The organism is Microbacterium testaceum StLB037, assembly GCF_900104345.1.
In the GTDB taxonomy this organism is placed as follows: Bacteria; Actinomycetota; Actinomycetes; order Actinomycetales; family Microbacteriaceae; genus Microbacterium; species Microbacterium testaceum_A.
In genome coordinates, this window is sequence record NZ_FNJN01000004.1 from 23871 (window position 1) to 46396 (window position 22526).

The 22526-nt window shown below is 71.5% G+C and carries 18 protein-coding genes; 16 read left to right on the forward strand and 2 right to left on the reverse strand.

Annotated elements, in window-relative coordinates:
- Positions 1 to 9: 9 nt before the first annotated feature.
- The 9 genes from BLS25_RS09185 (at position 10) to BLS25_RS09225 (ending at position 11681) form a co-directional block, all read left to right on the forward strand.
- Positions 10 to 1086 carry a LacI family DNA-binding transcriptional regulator gene (locus BLS25_RS09185; protein ID WP_081349759.1) on the forward strand — a complete coding sequence of 359 codons (1077 nt, stop codon included), beginning with the start codon at positions 10 to 12 and terminating at the stop codon, positions 1084 to 1086.
- Complete coding sequence (locus BLS25_RS09190) at positions 1083 to 2120, forward strand: class I mannose-6-phosphate isomerase (protein ID WP_074695224.1); 1038 nt, start codon at positions 1083 to 1085, stop codon at positions 2118 to 2120. The genes BLS25_RS09185 and BLS25_RS09190 overlap by 4 nt, the downstream gene beginning before the upstream one ends.
- Complete coding sequence (locus tag BLS25_RS09195) at positions 2117 to 3568, forward strand: FGGY-family carbohydrate kinase (RefSeq protein ID WP_074695226.1); 1452 nt, start codon at positions 2117 to 2119, stop codon at positions 3566 to 3568. Before BLS25_RS09190 ends, BLS25_RS09195 begins: the two co-directional genes overlap by 4 nt.
- 2 nt (positions 3569 to 3570) lie before the next feature.
- Positions 3571 to 4350 carry an ATP-binding cassette domain-containing protein gene (locus BLS25_RS09200; protein WP_074695228.1) on the forward strand — a complete coding sequence of 260 codons (780 nt, stop codon included), beginning with the start codon at positions 3571 to 3573 and terminating at the stop codon, positions 4348 to 4350.
- Positions 4347 to 5429, forward strand: coding sequence for an ABC transporter permease (locus tag BLS25_RS09205; protein ID WP_056224162.1), 1083 nt, complete (start codon positions 4347 to 4349; stop codon positions 5427 to 5429). The genes BLS25_RS09200 and BLS25_RS09205 overlap by 4 nt, the downstream gene beginning before the upstream one ends.
- A gap of 43 nt (positions 5430 to 5472) precedes the next feature.
- The gene (locus BLS25_RS09210) at positions 5473 to 6462 is read left to right on the forward strand and encodes an ABC transporter substrate-binding protein (protein WP_074695230.1); all 990 of its coding nucleotides are present in this window, start codon (positions 5473 to 5475) and stop codon (positions 6460 to 6462) included.
- Positions 6463 to 7009: 547 nt separating this feature from the next.
- Positions 7010 to 7852, forward strand: a complete 843-nt coding sequence (locus tag BLS25_RS09215; RefSeq protein WP_256335563.1) for a class II fructose-bisphosphate aldolase — start codon at positions 7010 to 7012, stop codon at positions 7850 to 7852.
- Positions 7849 to 8880 carry a 1-phosphofructokinase family hexose kinase gene (locus BLS25_RS09220; protein WP_176786345.1) on the forward strand — a complete coding sequence of 344 codons (1032 nt, stop codon included), beginning with the start codon at positions 7849 to 7851 and terminating at the stop codon, positions 8878 to 8880. The genes BLS25_RS09215 and BLS25_RS09220 overlap by 4 nt, the downstream gene beginning before the upstream one ends.
- Positions 8877 to 11681 carry an FAD-binding and (Fe-S)-binding domain-containing protein gene (locus BLS25_RS09225; protein WP_074695232.1) on the forward strand — a complete coding sequence of 935 codons (2805 nt, stop codon included), beginning with the start codon at positions 8877 to 8879 and terminating at the stop codon, positions 11679 to 11681. The genes BLS25_RS09220 and BLS25_RS09225 overlap by 4 nt, the downstream gene beginning before the upstream one ends.
- A gap of 77 nt (positions 11682 to 11758) precedes the next feature.
- On the opposite strand, the gene katG is transcribed toward BLS25_RS09225, so the two are convergent.
- Positions 11759 to 14071, reverse strand: a complete 2313-nt coding sequence (gene katG, locus BLS25_RS09230) for a catalase/peroxidase HPI (RefSeq protein WP_074695234.1) — start codon at positions 14069 to 14071, stop codon at positions 11759 to 11761.
- Positions 14072 to 14314: 243 nt separating this feature from the next.
- The gene (locus BLS25_RS16465) at positions 14315 to 15559 is read right to left on the reverse strand and encodes an HAD-IA family hydrolase (protein ID WP_162234472.1); all 1245 of its coding nucleotides are present in this window, start codon (positions 15557 to 15559) and stop codon (positions 14315 to 14317) included.
- Between the two features lie 74 nt (positions 15560 to 15633).
- Between BLS25_RS16465 and BLS25_RS09245 the strand changes: the two genes are divergently transcribed.
- The 7 genes from BLS25_RS09245 (at position 15634) to BLS25_RS09275 (ending at position 22516) form a co-directional block, all read left to right on the forward strand.
- Positions 15634 to 16986 (forward strand): FGGY family carbohydrate kinase, encoded by a 1353-nt coding sequence (locus BLS25_RS09245; protein WP_074695778.1) that lies wholly within the window; start codon positions 15634 to 15636, stop codon positions 16984 to 16986.
- 75 nt (positions 16987 to 17061) lie between these two features.
- The gene (locus tag BLS25_RS09250; RefSeq protein ID WP_074695237.1) at positions 17062 to 17949 is read left to right on the forward strand and encodes a tagatose-bisphosphate aldolase; all 888 of its coding nucleotides are present in this window, start codon (positions 17062 to 17064) and stop codon (positions 17947 to 17949) included.
- Positions 17950 to 18111: 162 nt separating this feature from the next.
- Positions 18112 to 19083 (forward strand): LacI family DNA-binding transcriptional regulator, encoded by a 972-nt coding sequence (locus tag BLS25_RS09255; RefSeq protein WP_081349793.1) that lies wholly within the window; start codon positions 18112 to 18114, stop codon positions 19081 to 19083.
- 251 nt (positions 19084 to 19334) lie between these two features.
- Positions 19335 to 19979 (forward strand): helix-turn-helix domain-containing protein, encoded by a 645-nt coding sequence (locus BLS25_RS09260; RefSeq protein ID WP_143017895.1) that lies wholly within the window; start codon positions 19335 to 19337, stop codon positions 19977 to 19979.
- Between the two features lie 19 nt (positions 19980 to 19998).
- The gene (locus BLS25_RS09265) at positions 19999 to 20463 is read left to right on the forward strand and encodes a hypothetical protein (protein WP_056224146.1); all 465 of its coding nucleotides are present in this window, start codon (positions 19999 to 20001) and stop codon (positions 20461 to 20463) included.
- Positions 20460 to 21383, forward strand: a complete 924-nt coding sequence (locus tag BLS25_RS09270; RefSeq protein WP_143017896.1) for a hypothetical protein — start codon at positions 20460 to 20462, stop codon at positions 21381 to 21383. Before BLS25_RS09265 ends, BLS25_RS09270 begins: the two co-directional genes overlap by 4 nt.
- Positions 21380 to 22516: an alpha/beta hydrolase family protein gene (locus tag BLS25_RS09275; RefSeq protein ID WP_074695245.1), complete on the forward strand. Its 1137-nt coding sequence runs from the start codon at positions 21380 to 21382 to the stop codon at positions 22514 to 22516. Before BLS25_RS09270 ends, BLS25_RS09275 begins: the two co-directional genes overlap by 4 nt.
- Positions 22517 to 22526 lie beyond the last annotated feature (10 nt).

A 22526-nucleotide genomic window follows, 5' to 3' on the forward strand; every position in this document is an offset into this window, starting at 1 on the left:
GAGGATGCGATGACGCACGATGAATGGGTGGCCGCCGCCGCGGTCGCCGAGGCCGCGCCGGCCCGCCCGCGCGCTCGCCTCATCGACGTCGCGATGGCTGCGGGCGTGAGCCCCAAGACCGTGTCCCGGGTCATCAACGACGAGACGGGGGTGCTCCCCGTCACCCGCGACAAGGTCATGCAGACCGTGCGCGACCTCGGCTTCGTGCCCGACCGCAGCGCCCGGGAGCTCAAGCGTCGCGAGGCCGACACGATCGGCATCCTGATCGACGCGATCAGCGACCCCTTCTTCGCCGCCTTCGTCAGCGTGGTCGAGGAGCTCGCGATCGCCGAGGGCCTGAGTGTGATCTTCGCCAGCACCGGCTACGACGCCGCGCGCGAGACGGCCCAGCTCGACCGCCTGACCGGACGCCGCCTCGCCGGTCTCGTTGTCGCCCCCGTCGCCGTACCCGCCGCGGTCCTCGCGGGGCTCCGCAACAGGTGCCCCGTGGTGACAGTCGACCGCGTGCGCTCGGGGATCGACGCGGTCGTCATCGACGATTTCGGGGCGGCGGCCGAAGCGACGGCCGCCCTCCTATCGCACGGCCACCGCCGGATCGCCTTCATGGGCGAGGACGTTCCCTACCCCACCGTCAGCGATCGCCTGGCCGGATACCGCGCGGCGCTCGAAGCGGCCGGCGTGGCCTTCGACCCCTCACTCGTGATCTCGCACGAGCGCTTCCGCGCGGGGGAGGCGGCCGAAGCCTCGCCCCTGCTCGAACGCGTGGACGCCCCCACCGCCCTGCTGTGCGCGACGAGCCTCGCGGCCATCGCGACCGTGCGCGCGATCCGCGCGCGGGGGCTCCGGATGCCCGCGCTCATCTCGTTCGGGGACTTCACCCTCGCCGAGGTGCTCGAACCCGGGATCTCCTATGTCGATCACGATCCCCGTCTGCTCGGCGCGGCGGCCTTCCACCGCCTCCGGCACCTGGCCCAGCACCCGGACGACGCTCCGAGCCGAACGGTCGTGCCCACGCGTCTCGTGCCCCGCGGCTCGGGCGAGATCGCCCCCGCCCTTCCCCTCGACCCGATCGGAGCGACGCGATGAAGCCCGTCCTGCTGCCCCCCAATCCCGTGCAGCACTTCTACCGCGGAGGCGACCGCATCGCCGCCCTCCGCGGCATCGTGCCCGAGACCGACCGTCAGCCCGAGGAGTGGCTCGGCTCGACCGTCTCGCGCTTCGGCTCCGACGAGATCGGTCTCGCCGTCACCGACAGCGGGGTGTTCCTGCGCGACCTCGTGACCGCGGATCGCGCCGCGTGGGTGGGAGCGCGCAGCGGACGGGATGCCGCCGACCTCGGCATCCTGGTCAAGCTCCTCGACGCCCGGCAGCGCCTCCCCGTCCACGTGCACCCGGACCGCGGGTTCGCGAACGCCCACCTCGACTGCCCGTACGGCAAGACCGAGGCCTGGTACGTGCTCGAGACCGAGGACGACTGCGCCGTCCACGTCGGCTGGAACGAGAGCGTCGACCGCGACGAACTCGACCGCCGCCGCGACGCGCAGGACAGCGAGTGGATGCTCGCCCACATGAACCGCGTCGTCGTGCGCCCGGGCATGGGGGTGCTCGTGCCCGCCGGCACCGTGCACGCGATCGACGGCGGCATCTTCGTCGCCGAGGTGCAGGAACCCACCGACTTCTCGATCCTGCTGGAGTGGTCGGTCACGACCTCGACGCGCGAGGAGTCGCACCTCGACCTGGGCTTCGATGCCGTCATGCCCGCGGTGTCGACCGAGAAGCTCGACGCCGCGGCCCTCGACGCCCTGGTCAGTACCTCCGGCACGATCCCGGCCGGACCCGCTTTCCGCTCCCTGTTGCCGGATGCCGCGGACCCCTACTTCCGCCTCTTCGACGCCGCGGGAGACACGGTGGCGCACGCGGCCGGCTTCTCGGTCGTCCTGGTGCGCGAGGGTGCGGGCGCCCTGGTGTCGGATGCCGGCCGGGTCGACGTCGAGCGCGGACAGGTCTACGCCGTGCCGCACGCCTTCGGTGCTTGGCGCCTCACGGGCGGAGCCGAGATCCTCGTCGCCGCCCCCGGCGCCGGCTGGCCCGGAACCCTCCGCGGCGGTGACGTGCGATGAGCGATTACGTCGTCGGCGTCGACATGGGCTCGACGAGCACCAAGCTGCTCGTCGCCACCCCCGAGGGACGCCAGGTGCTCGTCGTGAGCCGCCGGTCGCCGTGGACCAACCTCGACCACGGTCAGGCCGAGATGACCGCTTCGGAGGCCGTCGCCGTCGTGCGCGACCTCGCCGCCGAGGCCGATGCGCGCCTCGACGAGGGCTACCGCATCGTCGCGCTCGGGGTCTCGGGCATGGCCGAAGCGGGCGTCCTGCTCGACGAGCGAGGCGCGGCCCTCGCGCCGATCATGGCGTGGTTCGACCCCCGCGGGGCGGCGCAGATCATGGCGACGCCCGATTCCTTCCGCGCCGAGTTCCCCGGCCGCACCGGACTGCCGGTCGGACCCCTGGCATCCATCGCCAAGCTGCTGCACCTGCGCGACGAGGGCATCGCGCTCGCGGGAACCACGTTCCTCAACGTCCCCGAATTCGTCGTGCACGCGCTCGGCGGCCCTCGTGTCGCGGAGTACTCGCTCGTGTCGCGCACCGGCCTCATCGACCAGGACGACAGCACCCCCTGGCAGGCCGCCCTCGACGTGCTCGGCGTCGACGAGTCGATCCTCGGCACCCTCGTCAGCGCGGGGGAGCCGGTCGGCACCCTCACCGACCCCGACATGCCCGCGGGTTTCCGCGGCGCGGCCCTCACCGTCGCCGGCCACGACCACCTCGTCTCGGCGGTCGCCGTCGGCGCCACGCACACCGGTCAGCTCTACGACTCGATGGGCACCGCAGAGGCGCTCGTGCGGGTGCTCGACGACACCCTTCCCTTCGATGCGCGCGAGCGTCTGGCCCACGCCGGCATCAACTGCGTGCGCCACGTCATCCCCGGCAAGTACGTCCTGCTGGCGGGCACGAAGTCGGGCCTGCTCATGCGGCGCGTGCTGCAGCTGCTCGGCATCACGGATGCCGTGGGGCGGGCCCGCATCGACGACGAGGCTCTCGCTCTTCCCGTCGACGGGACTCTTGCCGACGGAGGCCTGGAGGTCTCGGGCGCGCGCAACGACGACGGCGTGCTGAACATCGTCGCGCAGAGCGACGGGCTCAGCCCCGCCGAGCTGTTCGCGGCGAGCCTGCGCCACGGCAACGACATGCTCGCCGAGTGCATGTCTGCGATGGACCGCGAAGTGACCCCTCCCACCTCGACGGTGCTCACCGGTGGCTGGTCGACCATGGCGTCCGTCGTGCGTTCGCGCTCCGCGCTGCTACCCGAGGTCACCGTCTCGACCCACGACGAGGGCACGGCCTACGGCGCCGCGCTCTTCGCCGCCTTCGCCGCGCGGTCGGTCGAGGGCACGGCATCCGGAACCTTCGCGGACGTCGCGGACACCTTCCTCTCGTCATCGCTCGACCCGGCGGAGCGCCGTTCCGCCGTGCTCGCCCCTCTCACCCCCACCCCTGAAAGGAGCTGACGATGTCGTCAGTCAGCACGACCGTCCCGGTGCTGCAGGCCCGCGGCCTGTCACGTCAGTTCGGATCCGTCCGCGCCCTCAACAACGTCGACTTCGAGGTCTACCCCGGAGAAGTGACGGCCCTGATCGGCGACAACGGCGCCGGCAAGTCGACGCTCGTCAAAGCCCTCTCGGGCAACCTCGCGGTCGACGAGGGCGAGATCCTCTTCGACGGCACGCCCATCGAGATGTCGAACCCGCAGGTGGCGTCGTCGCTCGGGATCGAGACGGTCTACCAGGACCTCGCCCTGGCGCCCCACCTCGACCCGGTGCAGAACATGTACCTGGGCCGCGAGATCCGGCGCCCCGGCCTCGCCGGCGCGCTGGGTTTCATGAAGACCAAGGACATGGCCGTCGCCTCGCGGGCCGCGTTCGACGAACTCGGTGCGACGGTGCGATCGCTGTCGTCGCCGGTGGGCGAGATGTCGGGCGGTCAGCGCCAGGCCATCGCGATCGCCCGGGCCGTGCACTGGGCCGGTCGCCTCGTCTTCCTCGACGAGCCGACCGCCGCCCTCGGTGTGCGCCAGACGAAGAACGTGCTCGAGACGATCCGCCGCGTGCGTGACAAGGGCATCGCCGTCGTGCTGATCTCGCACTCCATGCCGCACGTGATGGAGGTCTGCGACCGCATCCAGGTGCTGCGCCTGGGCACCCGCGTCGCCAACGTCGACGCGAAGAACACCTCCATGGAAGAGCTCGTCGGACTCATGACCGGCGCCGTCACGAAGGACGACCAGAAGTGAGCACCACGACCCCTCCCACCGAGACCGTCGCCATCGGCACCTTCGACGACTCGCGGCCCAACTTCTTCAAGGGACTGCTGAAGGCGCAGGCCTTCCAGATCCTCATCATCCTCATCGTCATCGTGCTGATCTTCAGCGCGTTGGCTCCCGACTCGTTCGCGCAGTGGTCGAACTTCCGCCTGATCATCCAGAACGCCTCGATCCTCGCCGTCCTCGGCGTCGGCATGACGTACATCATCATCACCTCGGGCATCGACCTCTCCATCGGATCGGTGCTGGTGTTCTCGGGCGTCGTGTCGGCGCTGACGATGAGGGCCCTCGGCGGCGAAGGCTGGGGAGTGGCGACCATCGGCATCCTGGTCTCGATCCTCAGCGGCGTGTGCTGGGGCCTTTTCAACGGCTTCCTCATCGCGAAGGCGAAGATCCCGCCGCTCATCGTCACCCTCGGCTCGCTGGGCATGGCCCTGGGTCTCGCGCAGATCCTCACCGGTGGCGTCGACATCCGCGACGTGCCCACCGTGCTGACCGTCTCGATCGGCTACGGCAACGTGTTCGGGTCGCTGCCGATCATCAGCGTGATCGCGCTCGTCGTGGTCGTCATCGGCGCGATCGTGCTGCACTTCACCAAGTTCGGCCTGTACACCTACGCCGTCGGCTCGAGCGAGCTCGCCGCCCGCCGCGTCGGCGTCAAGGTCGACCGCCACCTCATCTCGGTCTACACGCTGTCGGGAGCGCTCGCCGGCCTCGCCGGCATCCTGGCCCTCTCGCAGTTCTCGACCACGGCGATCGCGGGACAGTCGCAGACCAACCTGAACGTGATCGCGGCCGTCGTCATCGGTGGCACCTCGCTCTTCGGCGGGGTCGGCACGATCTTCGGAACCGTGGTCGGCCTCTTCATCCCGGCCGTCCTGCAGAACGGCTTCGTCATCACCGGCGTGCAGCCCTTCTGGCAGCAGGTCGCGGTGGGCGCGGTGCTGATCACCGCCGTCTACGTCGACCAGGTGCGCCGCACCGCCGCGACCCGCGGCACCACCCAGAGCCTCTGGCGGAAGTTCGTCAGCGGAGGACGCCGCGGCTGAGGCCCGGCATCCGACACCCACCAAGAGAGAACAGGCAATCACAATGCAGTGGAACAAGAAGGTTCTCGCGTTCGCCACCCTCGGCGCCGCAGCCACCCTCGTCCTCGCCGGGTGCTCCGGCGGCTCCTCGTCCGGCGGCGCGTCGGGCGGGTCGGACGGCGGGTACAAGATCGCGTTCGTGCAGGGTGTCGCGGGAGATGAGTTCTACATCTCCATGCAGTGCGGCATCCAGGCCGAGGCCGAGAAGGAGGGGGCGACCGTCACCACCCAGGGCCCCGAGAAGTTCGACCCGACCCTCCAGAAGCCCATCGTCGACGCCGTCGTCGCATCCAAGCCCGACGCGCTGCTGATCGCCCCCACCGACGTCTCGGCCATGCAGGCGCCGATCGCGGCTGCTGAGGCCGCCGGCATCAAGGTGGTGCTGGTCGACACGACGCTGGAAGACCCGTCGGGTGCGGTCTCGCAGATCTCGTCCGACAACGAAGGCGGCGGGGCCGCGGCGTTCGAGGCGATCCAGAAGGCCAACCCCAACGGCGGCAAGGTCCTCGTCGTCTCCACCGACCCGGGTGTCTCCACCACCGACGCCCGCGCGAAGGGCTTCGAAGACGCCGTCGCCAAGGACAGCAAGTTCAGCTCCGTGGGCGTGCAGTACTCCCACAACGAGCCCTCCACCGCCGCCGAGATCGTCACCGCGGCCCTGCAGAAGGACCCCGACATCGTCGGCATCTTCGCCGCCAACCTGTTCGCCGCCGAAGGCTCCGCCACCGGCGTCCAGCAGGCCGGCAAGCAGGGCCAGGTCACCATCGTCGGCTTCGACGCCGGTCCCGCGCAGGTCAAGGCCCTACAGGCGGGAACGGTTCAGGCGCTCGTCGCCCAGGAGCCCGCCACCATCGGCGAAGACGGCGTCAAGCAGGCCATCGCCGCGCTGAAGGGCGAGAGCACCGAAGCCAAGATCCAGACCGGCTTCACCATCCTCACCAAGGACAACATCACCACCGACGGCAAGGACGCGGTCTACAAGTCCTCCTGCTAACCCCCACCCCGGATGCCGGGACCCCCGCACACGCCAAGGTCCCGGCATCCACCCCCGCCCCTTCCCGGTTTGGGGCGGATTCCTCACCTCGGGGCGCAGACTCACGCCCCAAACGACGAAACACGCCCCAAACCCCGGGATGCCGTGACGCCCACCGCCCCGGGACCCCGGGGCCGGGACCCCGGGCCGGGACCGGCGGCTGGGGCTCAGGCGCCAGGCCAGGCCTCGCTTCCACCTCCCGCACGGGTTTGGGGCGGATTCCTCGCCTTGGGGCGCGAGATTCTCGCCCCGAATGACGAAACACGCCCCAAACCCCGGGGCACACCCGCACCGGGAAACCAGCCGTCGCGCTTCTGGGCAGACACCCCCCTCCCGGTTGGGGCGGATTTCGCACCTCGGGGCGCGAAATACACGCCCCGAACGACGAAACACGCCCCAAACCCGGACGCGCGCCGCGCCCCGGAACGACAGACACGGCCCCACCCCGGGGATGCGCCCGCGTGGCGTGCACGTCACGGGGCCGTACCCGATCGAGAGAGACACCGCCGTGCCGCTGGCCGATATGCCCACGCTCCTCGCCGCGCACCGCGCGGTCGGGGCCTTCAACTTCATCACCCTTGAGGTCGCCGAGGCGATCGTCGCCGGGGCCGAGGCCGCCGAGGCCGGCGTGATCCTCCAGCTCTCGCAGAACGCGATCGCGTTCCACGGCGGGGTCGCGCCCGCCGCCACCGCCGCCCTGCGCCTCGCCGAGGCGGCGCGGATCGACGTCGTCGTCCACCTCGACCACGCCACCGATGAGCCGCTGGTCGACGAGGCCCTGGCCGTCGGCATCCGCTCCGTCATGTTCGACGCCGCCCATCTGACGGATGCCGAGAACCTCGAGCGCACCGCGGCCGTCGCCGCCCGGGTGCACGCGGCCGGAGCGTGGATCGAAGCCGAGCTCGGCGAGATCGGCGGCAAGGGAGCCCACGCCCCGGGCGTGCGCACCGACGTCGCCGAGGCTGTGCACTTCGTCGCGGACACCGGGGTCGACGCCCTGGCCGTGGCCGTCGGCAGTGAGCACGCGATGCGCGAGCGCAGCGCGACCCTCGACGAGGACCTCATCGCTCGGCTCGCCGCAGAACTCCCGGTCCCCCTCGTGCTGCACGGCTCGAGCGGCGTCGCCGACGTCGGGATCGACGGCGCCGTCCGCGCCGGCATGCGCAAGATCAACATCGGCACGCACCTGAACACCGTGCTGACCGCGGCCGTCCGTAGCGAGCTGGAACGGGATCCGGATGCCATCGACCCCCGCCGCTGGCTCGCCCCGGGCCGCGCGGCGGTCGCGAGCGAAGTGCACCGCCTGCTCGACGTCATCACCGGACGGGTCGTCGCGGAGGTCCGCGCGTGACCCGCATCGTCACCCTCACCGCCGCCGGGGCGATCGACGCGACCTACCGCGTCGACGCCGTGCGCCCGGGAGCCTTTGCCCGCGCCGAGAGCTACACGCGCGAGGTCAGCGGCAAGGGCGTCAACGTCTCCGCGGCCCTCGCCGCCGGCGGGGCCGACACCGCCGCAGTCGTGGTGCTGGGCGCCGACGACGTGCGGTTCGCCCGCTGCGGGTTGACCGCGCCGCTGCTGCGCATCGTCGAGGTGCCCGGGGCGACGCGGGTCAACACGTCGATCATCGACGCGGCCGGGTCGACGACGAAGGTCAACGCCCCTACTCCGCCGCTGTCTGCCGACGCGTGGGATGCCACGGTCTCGGCGCTGCGCGAGGAGCTGTCGACCCGCGGCGACACGTGGCTCGTCATCTCGGGGAGCCTGCCCGAACTCGCCGGGGCGGGTGCGCTCGTCGACCTCGGGCCCGTGCGGACGCTCGCCCGCGAGCTCGGTGCCCGGATCGCCGTCGACACGAGCGGTGCAGCCCTCGACGCGCTTCTGGCCGATCCGGCCGGCATCGACCTGCTCACCCCCAACGTCGACGAGCTCGCCGCGGCCGTCGGTCGTTCGCTGGAGACCCTCGGCGATGTCGTCGTCGCGGCGCGCGAGATCGTCGCCCGCGGGGTGACGACGGTGCTCGCGAGCATGGGCGCCGACGGGCTGCTCGCCGTGAGCGCGGATCGCGCGGTGTTCGCGCGCGCCGACGCCCCCTTTGTCGCCAACACCGCCGGCGCCGGCGATGCGGCTCTCGCGGGCTTCCTGCTGGGTCTCACCCGGGCGCCGGGCGCATCCGTCGCGGGAGCCGACCCGCTCACGGTCGCCGCCGCGAGCGCCGCGGAATGGGGAGCGCACGCCGTCGCGCACGCCTCGACCGTCGTGTCGAGGCCACCGCTCGGCATTCGGACCCGCGTCGACACCGCGCCGGACCTCGCGCGGGTGCTCACCCCGGAGGGCGAGGCTCCCCCGATAACCCCCCTTGTGGAGGAGACCGCATGAGCACCGTCGCCCCCGAGATCACGGCGGCCGTCGGCGACGTCTCGCGCCTGCGCACCCGCGCGATCGATCGCGTCGCGTACGCCAACGACGCCTCGCACTACCTCCTGACCCCGGAGGCCGTGGTCGTCGCCGCCGATGCGATCGAGGTCGGAGCGATCCTGCGCGGAGCCACGGCATCCCGAACCCCGGTGACGTTCCGCTCGGGCGGCACGAGCCTGTCGGGGCAGTCGTCGGGCGCCGGGCTGCTCGTCGACGTGCGGCAGGGATTCGGACGCATCGACGTGCTCGACGGCGGCCGGCGCGTGCGCTCGCAGCCCGGTGCGACGGTGCGGCAGGTCAACGCCCGGCTGCTCCGGCACGGGCACCGGCTCGGACCCGACCCCGCGAGCGAGGCCGCCTGCACGATCGGCGGCGTCGTCGCGAACAACTCCAGCGGCATGGCGTGCGGGACGGTGGAGAACTCGTACCGGACGCTCGAGGGGCTCGTGCTCGTCCTGGCATCCGGGACCGTCGTCGACACGGCGGCTCCCGACGCCGACGCGCTGCTTCGTGATCGCGAGCCGGCGCTCGTCGAGGGGCTGATGCGGTTGCGCGACCGCGTGGTGGGCGACGCCGCGAGCGTCGCGCTCATCGAGCGGCAGTTCGCGATGAAGAACACCATGGGCTACGCCCTCAACGCGTTCCTCGACTTCGACACCCCGGCGGCGCTGCTCGCTCACCTCGTCGTCGGGTCGGAGGGAACTCTCGCCTTCGTCGCCGAGGCGACCTTCCGCACCGTGCCGATCCGTCCCGCGATCGCGACGACGCTCGCGGTGTTCCCGACGCTCGACGCCGCCACCCGGTCGCTGCCGGCGCTGGTGGCGACGGGCGCGGCGACGCTGGAGCTGATGGATGCCACCTCGCTCCGCGTCGGACAGCGCCTGGAGGGCACTCCCGCCGCGATCCATGGCTTCGAGGCGACGACCCAGGCGGCTCTTCTCGTGGAGTATCACGCGGACGACCCCGAGGCCCTGCGCGCGCTCGCCGAGGCCGGCTCGCGCGTGCTGGGGGAGCAGGACCTGCGCGACCCCGCGCTGTTCTCGAGCGACGCCGCCGACCGCGCGGCCGCGTGGAAATTCCGCAAGGGCCTCTACGCCTCGGTGGCCGGCGCCCGACCGAGCGGCACCACGGCCCTGCTCGAGGACGTCGTCGTGCCCGTCGACCGCCTCGCCAACACCTGCGGGGGGCTCCAGGAGCTGTTCGCGCGCTACGGCTACGCCGACAGCGTGATCTTCGGTCACGCCAAGGACGGCAACATCCACTTCATGCTCACCGATCGGTTCGAGGGCGCGAAGGCCCTCGGGCGCTTCGAGGGCTTCACCGACGCGATGGTCGACCTCGTGCTCGACGCGGGCGGCAACCTCAAGGCCGAGCACGGCACGGGTCGCGCGATGGCGCCTTACGTGTGCCGCCAGTACGGCGACGAGCTGTACGACGTGATGGTTCGGCTCAAGCGCCTGCTCGACCCCAGCGGCATCCTGAACCCGGGTGTCATCATCGACGACGACCCGACCGCGCACATGCGGAACCTCAAGACGCCCGTGTCGATCGAGTCCGAGGCCGACCGGTGCGTGGAATGCGGATACTGCGAGCCGGTGTGCCCGAGTCGCTCGCTCACGCTCACCCCGCGCCAGCGCATCGTCGTGCGGCGCGCCTCGACCGCCGCCCGCGAGCGCGGCGACGGGGCGCTCGTCGCGGAGCTCGAGAAGGACTACGACTACGACGGCGTGCAGACCTGCGCGGTCGACGGCATGTGCCAGACGGCGTGCCCCGTGCTCATCAACACGGGCTCGCTCATGAAGCGCTTCCGCCGTGAGGACGCGAACCCCGCGCTCGCCGCCGGCTGGTCGGCCGCGGCGACGGGGTGGGGCGCGGTGACGCGCGCCGGATCCGCGGCCCTCTCGGTCGCGTCGGTACTGCCGACGCCGGCGGTGCGGGCGGTGACGGATGCCGCGCGCGCGGTGCTCGGGACCGACACGGTGCCCCGCTACGCGGCCGAGCTGCCGGGCGGCGGAGCGTCGCGCAAGGCCCTGGGCCGGGTCGTCGGGGCCGCGGGCGTCGAGCCGAGCGCGGTGTTCCTGCCCGCGTGCGTGGGCAGCATGTTCGGACCGGCTTCCTCCGACGGCATCGGCGCGACCGGAGCGTTCGTGCGGCTGCTCGAGCGAGCGGGGGTCTCGGCGATCGTCCCCGAGGGGATCGATGCTCTCTGCTGCGGCACGCCCTGGTCGTCGAAGGGGTACGCGAAGGGGCACGCGACGATGTCGGCTCGCGTCCGCGCGGCGGTGTCCGCGGCGTCGCGCGGGGGAGAGCTCCCGGTCGTCTGCGATGCGTCCAGCTGCACCGAGGGCTTCTCGGCGACCTTGCGCGACGAGGGAGTGAGAGTGGTGGATGCCGTGGCCTTCGTGGCATCCGCTCTGCTTCCGCTCCTCTCGCCCACACCGGTGGCCGAGCTGCTGGCCCTGCACCCCACGTGCTCGTCGACGCAGTTGGGCATCGACCCGGCGCTGCGGGCGGTGGGCGAGGCCGTCGCCGCGGAGGTGCGCGTGCCCGACGCGTGGGGCTGCTGCGCCTACGCGGGGGACCGGGGCATGCTGCACCCCGAACTCACCGAGGCCGCGACCGCTCCCGAAGCGGCCGAGGTCGCCGGGCTCGGCGCCGACGCCTTCGCGTCGTGCAACCGCACGTGCGAGCTGGGCATGACGAAGGCGACGGGAGAGACCTACGTGCACGTGCTGGAGCTGCTGGAGCGCGCGACGCGGTAGCGGTGCAGCGGGTGAGAAGAATGGTCACCCCCTCTCCGTGTGAGAGGGGGTGACCACCTGAAGGGGTGTTGCGCCGGTCAGGCGGCCATCACGCCGTAGCGCTTGTGGCCCTTCACGTCGTAGCGGTCCAGCATCATGACCTTCGACCACACCTGGGCGAAGTCGCGGACGAACCTCTCCTGTCCGTCGGTGCCGGCGTAGGCATCGGCGATCGAGCGGAGCTGCGCGTTCGAGCCGAACACGAGGTCGTTCCTCGATGCCCGCCAGCGCGCCTCGCCGGTCGCCTGGACGCGGCCGGTGAAGGTCGACGCGGTGTCGTCGTCTTTCGTCCAGACCAGATCGGTGTCGGTCAGGTTGACGAAGAAGTCCGTCGTCAGGACGCCGACGCGTTCCGTGAAGACACCTGTATCGGACCCGTCCCAGTTCGCGCCGAGGACGCGCAGGCCCGCGGTGAGGACGGTCCACTCGGGCGCGGTGAGCGTGAAGAGGTTCGCCTTGTCGAGGAACGCCGCCTCGGGGGCGACTCCGGGCGCGAACTGGTCGAATCGCTCCGACACGTAGTTGCGGAAGCCATCCGCGACGGGCCGGAGCCACTCGAACATCTCGATGTCGGTGAGCTCCTGCGTCGTGTCGACGCGACCCGGGGTGAACGGGACGTCGACGTCGGAGCCCGCCGCCCGCGCCGCCCGCTCCACGGCGGCCGTGCCGGCGAGCACGATCAGGTCGGCGAGCGACACCTGCCGCCCGCCCGACGACGCGGCGAACTCCGCTTGCACGGAGCGCAGCGCGTCGACCACCGGGATGGTGCGGCGGTTGATCGCCCAGTCCTTCTGGGGCGACAACGCGAGACGGCCACCGTTCGCGCCGCCGCGCTTGTCGCTGTCGCGATAGGTGGACGCGGCGGAGTAAGCCGTGTAGACGAGGTCGGACACGGACAGCCCCGTCGCGATGACGGCCTCTTTGAGGGTGGCCACATCCGCCTCGTCGAGGGCGGTTCCCTCCGCATCGGGCAGGGGGTCCTGCCAGAGCAGGTCGTCGGCGATGGTGACCTCGGGTCCGAGGTAGCGGTGCTTCGGACCCATGTCGCGATGCGTGAGCTTGTACCAGGCCTTCGAGAACGCCAGCGTGAAGAGGTCGAAGTCGGCCAGGAAGCGCTCGCACACGGCCCGGTACTCCGGGTCGACCTTCAGGGCGATGTCCGAGGTCATCATCATCAGCGGGTTCATCTGCCCGGGCACGTGCGCGTCGGGGGTCTTCGGCGCGTCCGGGTCGGTGGGAGTCCACTGCAGGGCGCCGGCCGGGCTCTTCGTCTGCTCCCAGTCGAACGCGAACAGGTTCTCGAGATACGTGTTGTCCCACTGGATCGGGTTCGGGGTCCAGCTGCCCTCGATACCGTTGGTCGAGGTGTTCTCGGCGTTGCCGCTGCCGACGGGGTTGTGCCATCCGAGCCCCATCGACTCGATCGGTGCCAACTCGGGCGAGGGGCCGATCTTCGAGGCGGGTACCTGGCCGTGGCTCTTGCCGAAGGCGTGGCCACCGGCGATCAGGGCGACGGTCTCCTCATCGTTCATCGCCATGCGGGTGAAGGTGATGCGGATGTCGCGCGCCGAGCCCATCGGGTCGCCGTTGGCGTACGGTCCCTCGGGATTGACGTAGATCAGGGCCTGGTGTGATGCAGCCAGGGGGCTCTGCAGGTCGTAGTCCGCGTCGCCGTTCTCGCCGTGCCAGCGTTCGTCACGACTGACCATCTCGTCGGGGCTCTGGACGTTGTGCGGGTTCCAAACCTCGGGGCCCCACCAGGTGCCGTCGTCGGGCTCCCACGCGTCGAGTCGTCCCCCGGCGAAGCCGTACGTCGGCAGTCCCATCAGCTCCAGCGAGCAGTTGCCGGTCAGCACCATCAGGTCGGCCCACGACAGCGCGTTGCCGTACTTGTGCTTGATCGGCTGCAGCAGGCGTCGGGACTTGTCGGTGTTGCCGTTGTCCCACCAGCTGCCGATCGGCGCGAATCGCTGCATCGCGGTTCCCGCTCCGCCGCGTCCGTCGGCGATGCGGTACGTGCCGGCGGCGTGCCACGCCATGCGGATCATCTGCGGGCCGTAGTTGCCGTAATCCGCCGGCCACCAGTCGACCGAGGTGGTGAGCAGTTCTTTGATGTCGGCCTTGAGCGCGTCGAGATCGATCGTCGCGAACGCCGCCGCGTAGTCGAAGTCGGCACCGAGCGGGTCGGCGGCGACGCCGTTGCGATGCAGCAGCTCGACCTTCAACCGCTGTGGGTACCACCCGTCGAGGCTCGGCGCCTGGCCGAAGGTGCCGCCGAGGTGGTCGCCGCCGGCCGGGAGATCACCGGCCATGTGGTAGCTGCAGGTATCGGTCTTGTCATCCGAGCTCATGGGTGCTCTTTTCGTTCTCGAGGGGGAGAGCACCTTCGTCGAGTTCGGGTGCGACACGAGGCGGCGGCCGCTCACTCTGTCCGATCAAGAGCCTGAAGATGCGCGATTGAGCCCAGAGTAAGCAGCGACCGGTTGGCGCGCCACGGGCGGGAGTGAACACCCAGCCGATGCGTCGATGGTCCTAAACTGTGCGGCTGGCGTCCCTTCGAGCCCGGATCGGGCCTCGTCGTGGCGGTCGCGTGATCAGGCCGGGAACAGCCGGAGCGTCCCGGATGCCGTGACCTCGAGCCGCACGGCATCCAGCCCGTCGACGACGAGGTCGGCGGTCAACTCCTCTTCGGCGGTCGTGCCGGTGAGGGCGATCACGGCGCAGCCGGCGGCGCGGGCGGCGGCGATGCCGGCGGGGGCGTCTTCGACGACGAGGCAGCGTGACGGATCGACGCCGAGACGTTCGGCCGCCAGCAGGAACGGCTCGGGGTCCGGCTTTCCGTTGACGACGTCGTCGACGGTGACGAACACCGCGGGTCGCTCGTAACCGGCGGCCGCCAGACGCGCGGTCGCGATCGGAACGGACCCCGACGTGACGATGGCCCGATGCTCCACCGGGACGGATGCGAAGAAGTCCGCGGCTCCGCGGATGGGGGACAGGCCCACGGCATCCGCCACCTCGAGAGCGGTGACGTGCGCGATGGCCTCGGCCCCGCGCTCGGCGGGCAGGAGCAGGCTGACGAGGGTGCGCGCGGGTTGCCCGTGGTTGGCGTGCAGTGCCTCCATCGACACGTCGAAGTGCTCCGCGAAGCGCCGCCACGACCGGACGACGGACGCGGTGGAGTCCACGAGCGTCCCGTCGAGGTCGAAGAGCACCGCGTCGAACTCGCGTCGGAAGATGTCGGCGTCCGCGTCGATCGCCCGGCGAATCCCCAGCGCGGGAAGAACCCGGGCGAGTTGTTGCGCGGTCGAGAGTTCGGCGTCGACGGCGATCACCGGGATCGCCGGCGCCGCGGGAGCGACGTCGGGGCGGTGCGCGTCGCGGGATGCTCCCCTCGCCGCGCGGCGGGATGCCAGGACGGCGGGGTCTCCGTCGACGTGCACGACGTGCGGCTCGGCGGGGGCGAGCGCGGCGACCAGCGCCTGCCACTCCTCGCCGCCGGAGAGCTCGGAGGTGAAGGGGGCGACGATCACCGCCCGGCCCGCTGTCGCGAGGGCATCTGCGGCGGTCGCGAGCAGGGCCGCGTAACGCCCGGCGCGGATCGCCGGGGCGTGGGGGGAGGTGAGCCAGTGGCCGCCGCCGAAAGCGTCCGCGGGCAGGGCGTCGAGCAGGGGAGTCGTGACGCTGTCGAGGTCGACGAGGGGCGCGCGAAGGGTCTCGGCGATCGCGCGGCCGAGCGTGCTCTTGCCGCTCCCGGCCGTTCCGGCGACGACGACGGCGAGCGGATCGGGTATTTGACACGACGACGGCATACCCCCACCATAGACGTAGCAAGTCACCGGTGTCATGCTTGAAATTCCGGGACTCGACGAAGTTTTGGAAAGGACGGCCGCTCATGCGAGACACCGGTGACATGGTTTCCAGACCCGTGCGCCTGCACGGCGGGCTCGACCTCGGCAGCACCGCGATCAAAATGCTCGTCATCGACGACGAGGGCGCCGAGATCGCCGGTGCGCAGGTGCCGACGCCCTGGCGCGTCGGCGAGGGCGGAACGACCGACATCGACGCCGACGATCTGCTGCGCGCCATCCGCTCGCTCATCGAACTCATCGACGAGCAGCTGATGCCGATCACCGCCGCTTCGCTGACCTCTCTCGCCGTGGCCGGCATGGGAGAGACCGGAATCCTCGTCGATGCCGAGGGGACCGCTGCCGCGCCCGGCTTCGCGTGGTTCGACCCGCGCGGGCTCGAGCAGATCGCCGCCTTCCCGAGCGTGGTGCGCGAGGAGTTCGCCGGCCGCACGGGTCTCCCGCTCGGCGCGCAGGTGAGCGTCGCGAAGCTCGCGTGGTTGCGCGACCAGGGCACCTCGCTCGCGGGCCTGCGCTGGCTCGACCTGCCCGAGTTCGTGGTCGCCTCGCTCGGTGGCGACATCGCCCTCGAGCTCTCGCTCGCGTCGCGCACCGGCCTCATCGACCAGGACTCCGGTGCCGCCTGGCCCGCGATGCTCGACGCTCTCGGCGTCGACGCCGACCTGCTTCCGCCGCTGCGGGGAGGGGGACTGCCCTGGGGGACGGCATCCGGGGCCTTCGGCTCTCGCGTCGCGGGCGCCGCACTCACCGTCGCCGGTCACGACCACCTCGTCGCCGCCCAAGCGAACGGGACCCTGGACGCGGACGGATACCACGTGTCGCTCGGCACCGCCGAGGTGCTGCTGCGCGTGCTCGATGAGCCGCTCGGCTTCGCGGCTCGACAGCGGTTGGCTGACGCGCTCATCAACGAGGTGCGCCACGTCGTGCCCGGCAAGCACGTGCTGGTCGCCGGGGTGAAGACCGGGCTGCTGCTGCGTCGCGCTCTTCACGCCGCCGGCATCAGCGATCGCGCCGGGCGGGACGCCCTCGACGAAGCGGTCATGGCCCTCCCCGTCGAGGGTGAGTTGCCCGCCGGGGCCATCGAGGTCACCGGCGCACGCAACGACGACGGCGTGCTGCGCCTCACCCTGCACACCGAGGCGTCGCCCGCCGAGATCTTCGGCGCCGTGCTGCGGCACAGCAACGACGAGGTCGCCGCCCTCATCGCGGCGATGGACCGCGAGGTCCCCCCGGCCACCCGCTCCACCCTCACCGGCGGCTGGGCGGGAATGGCGAGCGTCCGCCGCGCCCGCGCCGAAGTGCTCCCCGAGCCGTCCCTGTCCACCCGCGAGCAGGACGTCGCGTGGGGAGCCGCCGACATGGCGCGGCGCCTCGTCTCGGCATCCGTCCCGTCCTGAAGATCCCCGCGCCGACCGCGTGCCAACAGATCACCCGCGCCGACCGGCGCGAGAAGACCCCAGAGAAGAGAGATCATGAACGCACTCACCACGATCGAGCGCCGCGCGCTCCAGTCGATCAGCACCCCCGACGGCCACATGCTCATCGTCGCCGCCGACCAGCGCAACGGCATGAAGGCCGCCATCAAGGACGCCCCGAACGGCTCCGACGCGATCTCGCGCGACGAGCTCGCCCAGGTGAAGGCCGACCTCGTGCGCCACCTCGCCAACCACGCGCCGGCGATCCTGCTCGACCCGGAGGTCGCGCTGCCGCAGATCGTCGACGACGGTGTGCTCGCTCGTGACACCGCCCTCGTCGTCGGCCTCGATGCCTCGGGTGCCGAGACCGTCGACGGCCTCAAGTACACGCGTTTCGTTCCCGGAGCCACCCCGCACTCGATCCGCGAGCAGGGTGCCGACGTCGCCAAGATGCTCTGGTACACCCGCCCCGACAAGCAGGATGCCGACTCCCGCGTCGCCCACGAGATCCGCGACCTCGTGCAGGCGTGCGAGGCCGAGGGGCTGCTGCTGATCGTCGAGCTGCTGACCTACCAGCTCGACGACGAGAGCGACGAGGAGTACACGGCGACCTTCGCCGACCTCGTCGTCGACGGAGCCGCCCTCGCCGTCGCCTGCGGCGCCAAGATCCTGAAGCTGCAGTACCCCGGCTCCGCCGAGGCGAGCGCCCGGGTGACCGAGGCCGCCCAGGGCGTGCCGTGGGCCGTGCTGTCGGCCGGTGTCGACCACGAGACCTTCATCGAGCAGGTGCGCACCGCCGTCGCGAACGGTGCGTCCGGTGCGATGGCTGGCCGGTCGCTGTGGAAGGACAGCCTCTCGATCGACGCCGACCGCCGCGAGGAGCTGCTCTCGGGCCGCGCCCTGCCGCGCCTGCGCGAGCTCGCCGACGCCGTCGACGGTCACTGAGATGACCACGCCCGCCCGGGTCGGGGCGCGCTCACCGCGGGTGCTCGTGGGGGAGCGTCGCTGCGGCCCCGGGCGGGCGGGTCCGACCCGTCGCCGGATAGGGTGGCCTGTCGGAGCAGCCCCCCGCCCGATCCCCTACCTCGGAGGTGCCTCGTGACCACCATGCGCGATGTCGCCCTGCGCGCCGGGGTGAGCACCAAGACCGTGTCGCGCGTCTTCAACGACGACCCGCACGTGCTGCCCGACACCCGCGCCCTCGTCGAGGCCGCGATGCGCGAACTCAACTACGTGCCCAACGCCCTGGCGACGACCTTCCGCGCCGGTCGCGCCTCGGTCATCGGGGTCGCCGTTCCCGACGTCGTCGACCCGTTCTTCGCCGCGATCGCACGGTCGGTCGAAGACGCCGCCCGACGGCGCGGGCTCTCCACCCTCGTCACCAGCCTCGGCGAGGATCCGGCCGACGAACGTCCCGCTCTGGAGTCTCTCCTGGGGCGTCAACTCACCGGCCTGGTGATCGCCCCCGTCGGGACCGACCACTCGTGGCTCGAGCGCTGGCGCGGCCACACCCCGGTCGTCTTCGTGGACCGCGCCCCGGTGGGTCTGCTCACCGACACGTTCACCGAGAACGACGAAGCGGGCGCCCATCTCGCGACCGCCCATCTTCTCTCGCACGGTCACCGTCGCATCGCCTACGTGGGCGACATGGTGCACCTGTCGACCGAGACGAAGCGCGTCGAGGGCTGGCGACGAGCGCTCCGCGAAGCCGGGGTCGACGTCGACGAACAGCTGATCGCCTCGCAGGTGTCGGACCGCGAGTCCGCGGCATCCGCCGTCGAACGCCTGCGCGCGCTCGCCGACCCGCCCACCGCCGTCTTCTCGGCCAACGCACGCTCGTCGATGGCTCTCGCCCACGTGCTGCGCGGGCAGTCGCTGCCGTTCGTCGGATTCGGCGACTTCCCGATGGCCGACACCCTGACCCCCTCGGTCACGGTCGTCGACCAGGATCCGCGCCGCATCGGAACGCTCGCGGCTGAGCGCGTCTTCGCGCGCCTGCAGCCCGACGCCGGTCTCGGCCTCGACGAGCTGACGGTCATCGACGTGTCGCTCGTCGAGCGGGAGTCCTGCGGCCTCTGATCGGCGCTTCGGGGTCCGGGAGGCCCGCGTGATCGATCCGCCGAAGCGACGGGCACGGCACCCCCCAATGGTGCCGTGCCCGTCCCCGACGGACCGGGAAGCCTCTCCCGGTCGCTCGCGCGCGGGGTTTCCCCCACGGACGCCCGCACGCGGTCGTCATCCATACAAGCACAGCGTCTCGTAAATAGCACCCACGCTTGGATCGTAAATACGATCATCCCTGCGTCGTCGTGGGCGTCTACGATCGGAATGTGGGTCGCGGCGCTGTCGGACCGCCCTCGCGGTACTCCCGCCGAGTGGTGGCGAATGTGGACCGCCTGCGTCGGTCGAAAGGCCTGACGGTGGGCGAGCTGCTCAGCCGCGCCGGAATGACGAAGAGCTATTACCAGTCGCGCGCGGGCTTCTCTCTGCCGTACAACACGAACGACATCGAGGCGCTCGCCGCCGCCCTCGGAGTGGCCCCCGAAGAAGTCGCGAACCCCGACTCCGCGCCCCGGGTCGAGATGCGCGTCCCCGCGGCCCCCCTCGCCGCTCGCGTCCGTCGACTCGTCCACAGCCAGGGGGCGACGGAGAACGACCTCGTCGATCACCTCGATGAGATCGACCCCGCCGCCGCCGAGAGCGCGCGTGCCCTCCTCGCCGCCGCGACCAACACCGTCGTGCTCGACGAAGAGGTCCTGCGCCTGATCACGCACTGGGCCGACGTGCCGACCGAGTACCTCACCGACTACACCGACGACGCGGTGACCGACCGGACCGACGCCGAGCTCGAACTGCGCGACGCGATGCGCGAGGCGGGAGCGAGCAGCATCCAATTCCGCGCCCTCGGCGAGATGTCGCCCGACGCCCTCCGCGCCATCGCGCACTCCCTGCGAAGCAGGCCGCCCGCGACATGATCAGCCGTGAGGGGGGACGGTGGTGACGGAAGCGGACGAGATGCTCGCCCGTGTGCAGGCGCGCGCCGACCGCGCGATCCAGCGCGCCGGCCTCGCCGCCGGCATGACCTTCGACCAGGTCGTCCACGCGGTCGAGCAGGCGCTCGAGATCCGCTTGCGCATCGTCCCCGAGACCGACACGGCGGGGTGGGGCACGTTGACCGGTTTCCTCACCTATTTCGCCGATCGACGCGAGGGCAGCATCCACGTCCGAGCCTCGGATGCCGCGATCTACAGCCAGTTCGCCGCCTCCCACGAACTGGGGCACCTCCTCGACGACGCCCACTGCTCCGGCGCTCTGCACGAGCGTTCCTCGGTCTCACCCCATGACAACCCCCTGTTGACCACGCCGGAGTACGAGGCGGAACTCGTCGCCGAGCACATCGCGCACCGGATCGCGCGCCTGCTGTACACCTCGCCGAGGGTGGCCGAGTCGTCGTGGTGACCGTCCTTCTGATCGACGCGGCACTGGCGGGGCTGCTTCTCGTCGTCGTGCTCCGGGCCCGCGTCGCCTGGCGCCAGCCGCGGGCGCGCATCGCGTGGCTCGCCGCTCTCATCGGCTGCATCGCCCTGCTCACGCAGGGCACCGTCATCCCCCTCGAGATCCTCGACGGGTTCCTCGGCGGAACGAACGTCCTCAAGCTCGTGCAGAACGTGCTCACCATGGTGGCGCTGTGGCTCGGCATCCAGGCGGGTACCGCTCCGGTGAGCGCGCGTATCCGCACCCTGCGGTGGTGGTTCCCCGGCCTGCTCGGCGCGCTGTTCGCGGTGGTCTTCTTCGTCGCCCTCCCCGAGCGGGGGACGTCGTCGTTCCGGTTCCTCGAGGATGCGGCGATGACCTCGACCGGCGCATGGGCGTACGGCGTGCTGCACATGGCGGGTATCGCGCTCGTCGGCCTGCTGCTGTTCCGCTCGGCCCGCGGATCGCTGCCGAAAACGCGCGTCTTCTTCCGCGTCGGGGCAGTGGGGATCGTTCTCGGGTGCCTCAGTGAGATCCTCGACCTGACGCTGTCGCGGTTCTTCGAGCCGGACGCGCTGGTCAGTGCGCTGTTCGATCCGCTCTTCTACCTCGGGGTCGTCTCCTTCGTGATCGGGATCTTCGTGGCATCCCGCACGACGACGCGCATCCGCCGCCGCGGCGATGAGCTACTGGCGCGGCTCGAGCCGGTCGCCCGGGAGCGCGGAGTGGACTCGTTCCCCGGGCTCCCGGCCGATGCCGTCGCCGACACGCGCCTTCACGCCCTGCGGGTCGCGGTCGAAGACGACGCGATCGCCACCTCGACGCCGCTCAGCCCTCCTCAGCGCGCTCTGCTCGACGACATCGACGCCCACCTGACCCGACGAACCACCGGAGTCCACCCATGATCCGATCCCTCGCCGTCGGCACCGGAGTCGCCGCCGCGACTCTCGCCCTCGCTCACACGGCCGTCGCCGGCTACGTCGCCCGCCGTCTCATCGCGCCGCGCGCTCCGAAGGTGTACGCCCCGATCACTGTCGCGGGCGACACCGTCTCGGTGCCGGCCACGCTGGAGAGCCGCGAGCCGGGTACGTACGGCCTGTGGCTCGACGACGGTCGGCACCTGGTCGTCGGCGAGCCGCTGCGCATCGGGAAGGACCGGGTCGTGCGCGCGCTGGCGGCGCGACCGGAGGGCCTCGAAGACGGGGATGCCGTGGCCACCTGGACCTCGCAGAGCATCGGCGCCCCCGAGGAGGTCGGGCCCACTCGACACGTCTCGGTGCCGCTTCGACGCGGCGGAGTCGCGGAGGCCTGGGAGATCGGCGATCGCGACACCGCGGACGGACGCTGGACGATCCACGTCCACGGCCTGCGCTCCAGCCGCAACGGCGCCCTGCGCTCCACCCCGGCCGCCGCCGACGCGGGGTGGATGTCGCTCGTCGTCTCGTACGCGGGCGACGAGGAGTGCGCCCCCGCCGATTCCCTCCCCTCGACGCTCGGGACCCGCGAGTGGAGAGACGTCGACGACGCGATCTCGTACGCCGTCGACCAGGGGGCGCGCGAGATCGTGCTCGTGGCCTGGTCGATGGGGGGAACGATCGCGATGCTCGCCCTCGAGCAATCGGCGCACCGCGACCGCGTCACGGCCCTCGTGCTCGTCGCGCCGGCCCTCGACTGGACGCGCGTGGTCGAGAACGCCGTCGCGGGCGCCCACCTTCCGCGCTCGGTGGCGGGGGCATCGATGCGCATCCTGGGCAGCGCCCTCGGCGCGCTAGCACTCGGACTCATCGAGGGCGTGGACGCCCCGGCGCTCAACTGGGTCGACGGTCCCCGGCCCGCGCCTCGCGTCCCCACCCTGATCGTGCACAGCCTGCGCGACCCCGTGGTGCCGGTGAGCGGGTCGCTCGCGTACGTGAAACGGCATCCCGAGGCCGAGCTCGTCGCGTTCGACGCGACCGGTCACTGCAACGAGGCGAACCAGGACCCGGCGCGGTTCCACGACGCCATCGCGGGGTTCCTGCGGAACCGACCGCGCACCTGATCCGCCCGGG

Bases quoted from the DNA above. Each gene is read 5' to 3' on its own strand.
- BLS25_RS09185 (WP_081349759.1), top strand. From the start codon at position 10: ATGACGCACGATGAATGGGTGGCCGCCGCCGCGGTCGCCGAGGCCGCG.
- BLS25_RS09190 (WP_074695224.1), top strand. From the start codon at position 1,083: ATGAAGCCCGTCCTGCTGCCCCCCAATCCCGTGCAGCACTTCTACCGC.
- BLS25_RS09195 (WP_074695226.1), top strand. From the start codon at position 2,117: ATGAGCGATTACGTCGTCGGCGTCGACATGGGCTCGACGAGCACCAAG.
- BLS25_RS09200 (WP_074695228.1), top strand. From the start codon at position 3,571: ATGTCGTCAGTCAGCACGACCGTCCCGGTGCTGCAGGCCCGCGGCCTG.
- BLS25_RS09210 (WP_074695230.1), top strand. From the start codon at position 5,473: ATGCAGTGGAACAAGAAGGTTCTCGCGTTCGCCACCCTCGGCGCCGCA.
- BLS25_RS09225 (WP_074695232.1), top strand. From the start codon at position 8,877: ATGAGCACCGTCGCCCCCGAGATCACGGCGGCCGTCGGCGACGTCTCG.
- katG (WP_074695234.1), bottom strand. From the start codon at position 14,071: ATGAGCTCGGATGACAAGACCGATACCTGCAGCTACCACATGGCCGGT.
- BLS25_RS09245 (WP_074695778.1), top strand. From the start codon at position 15,634: ATGGTTTCCAGACCCGTGCGCCTGCACGGCGGGCTCGACCTCGGCAGC.
- BLS25_RS09250 (WP_074695237.1), top strand. From the start codon at position 17,062: ATGAACGCACTCACCACGATCGAGCGCCGCGCGCTCCAGTCGATCAGC.
- BLS25_RS09255 (WP_081349793.1), top strand. From the start codon at position 18,112: ATGCGCGATGTCGCCCTGCGCGCCGGGGTGAGCACCAAGACCGTGTCG.
- BLS25_RS09275 (WP_074695245.1), top strand. From the start codon at position 21,380: ATGATCCGATCCCTCGCCGTCGGCACCGGAGTCGCCGCCGCGACTCTC.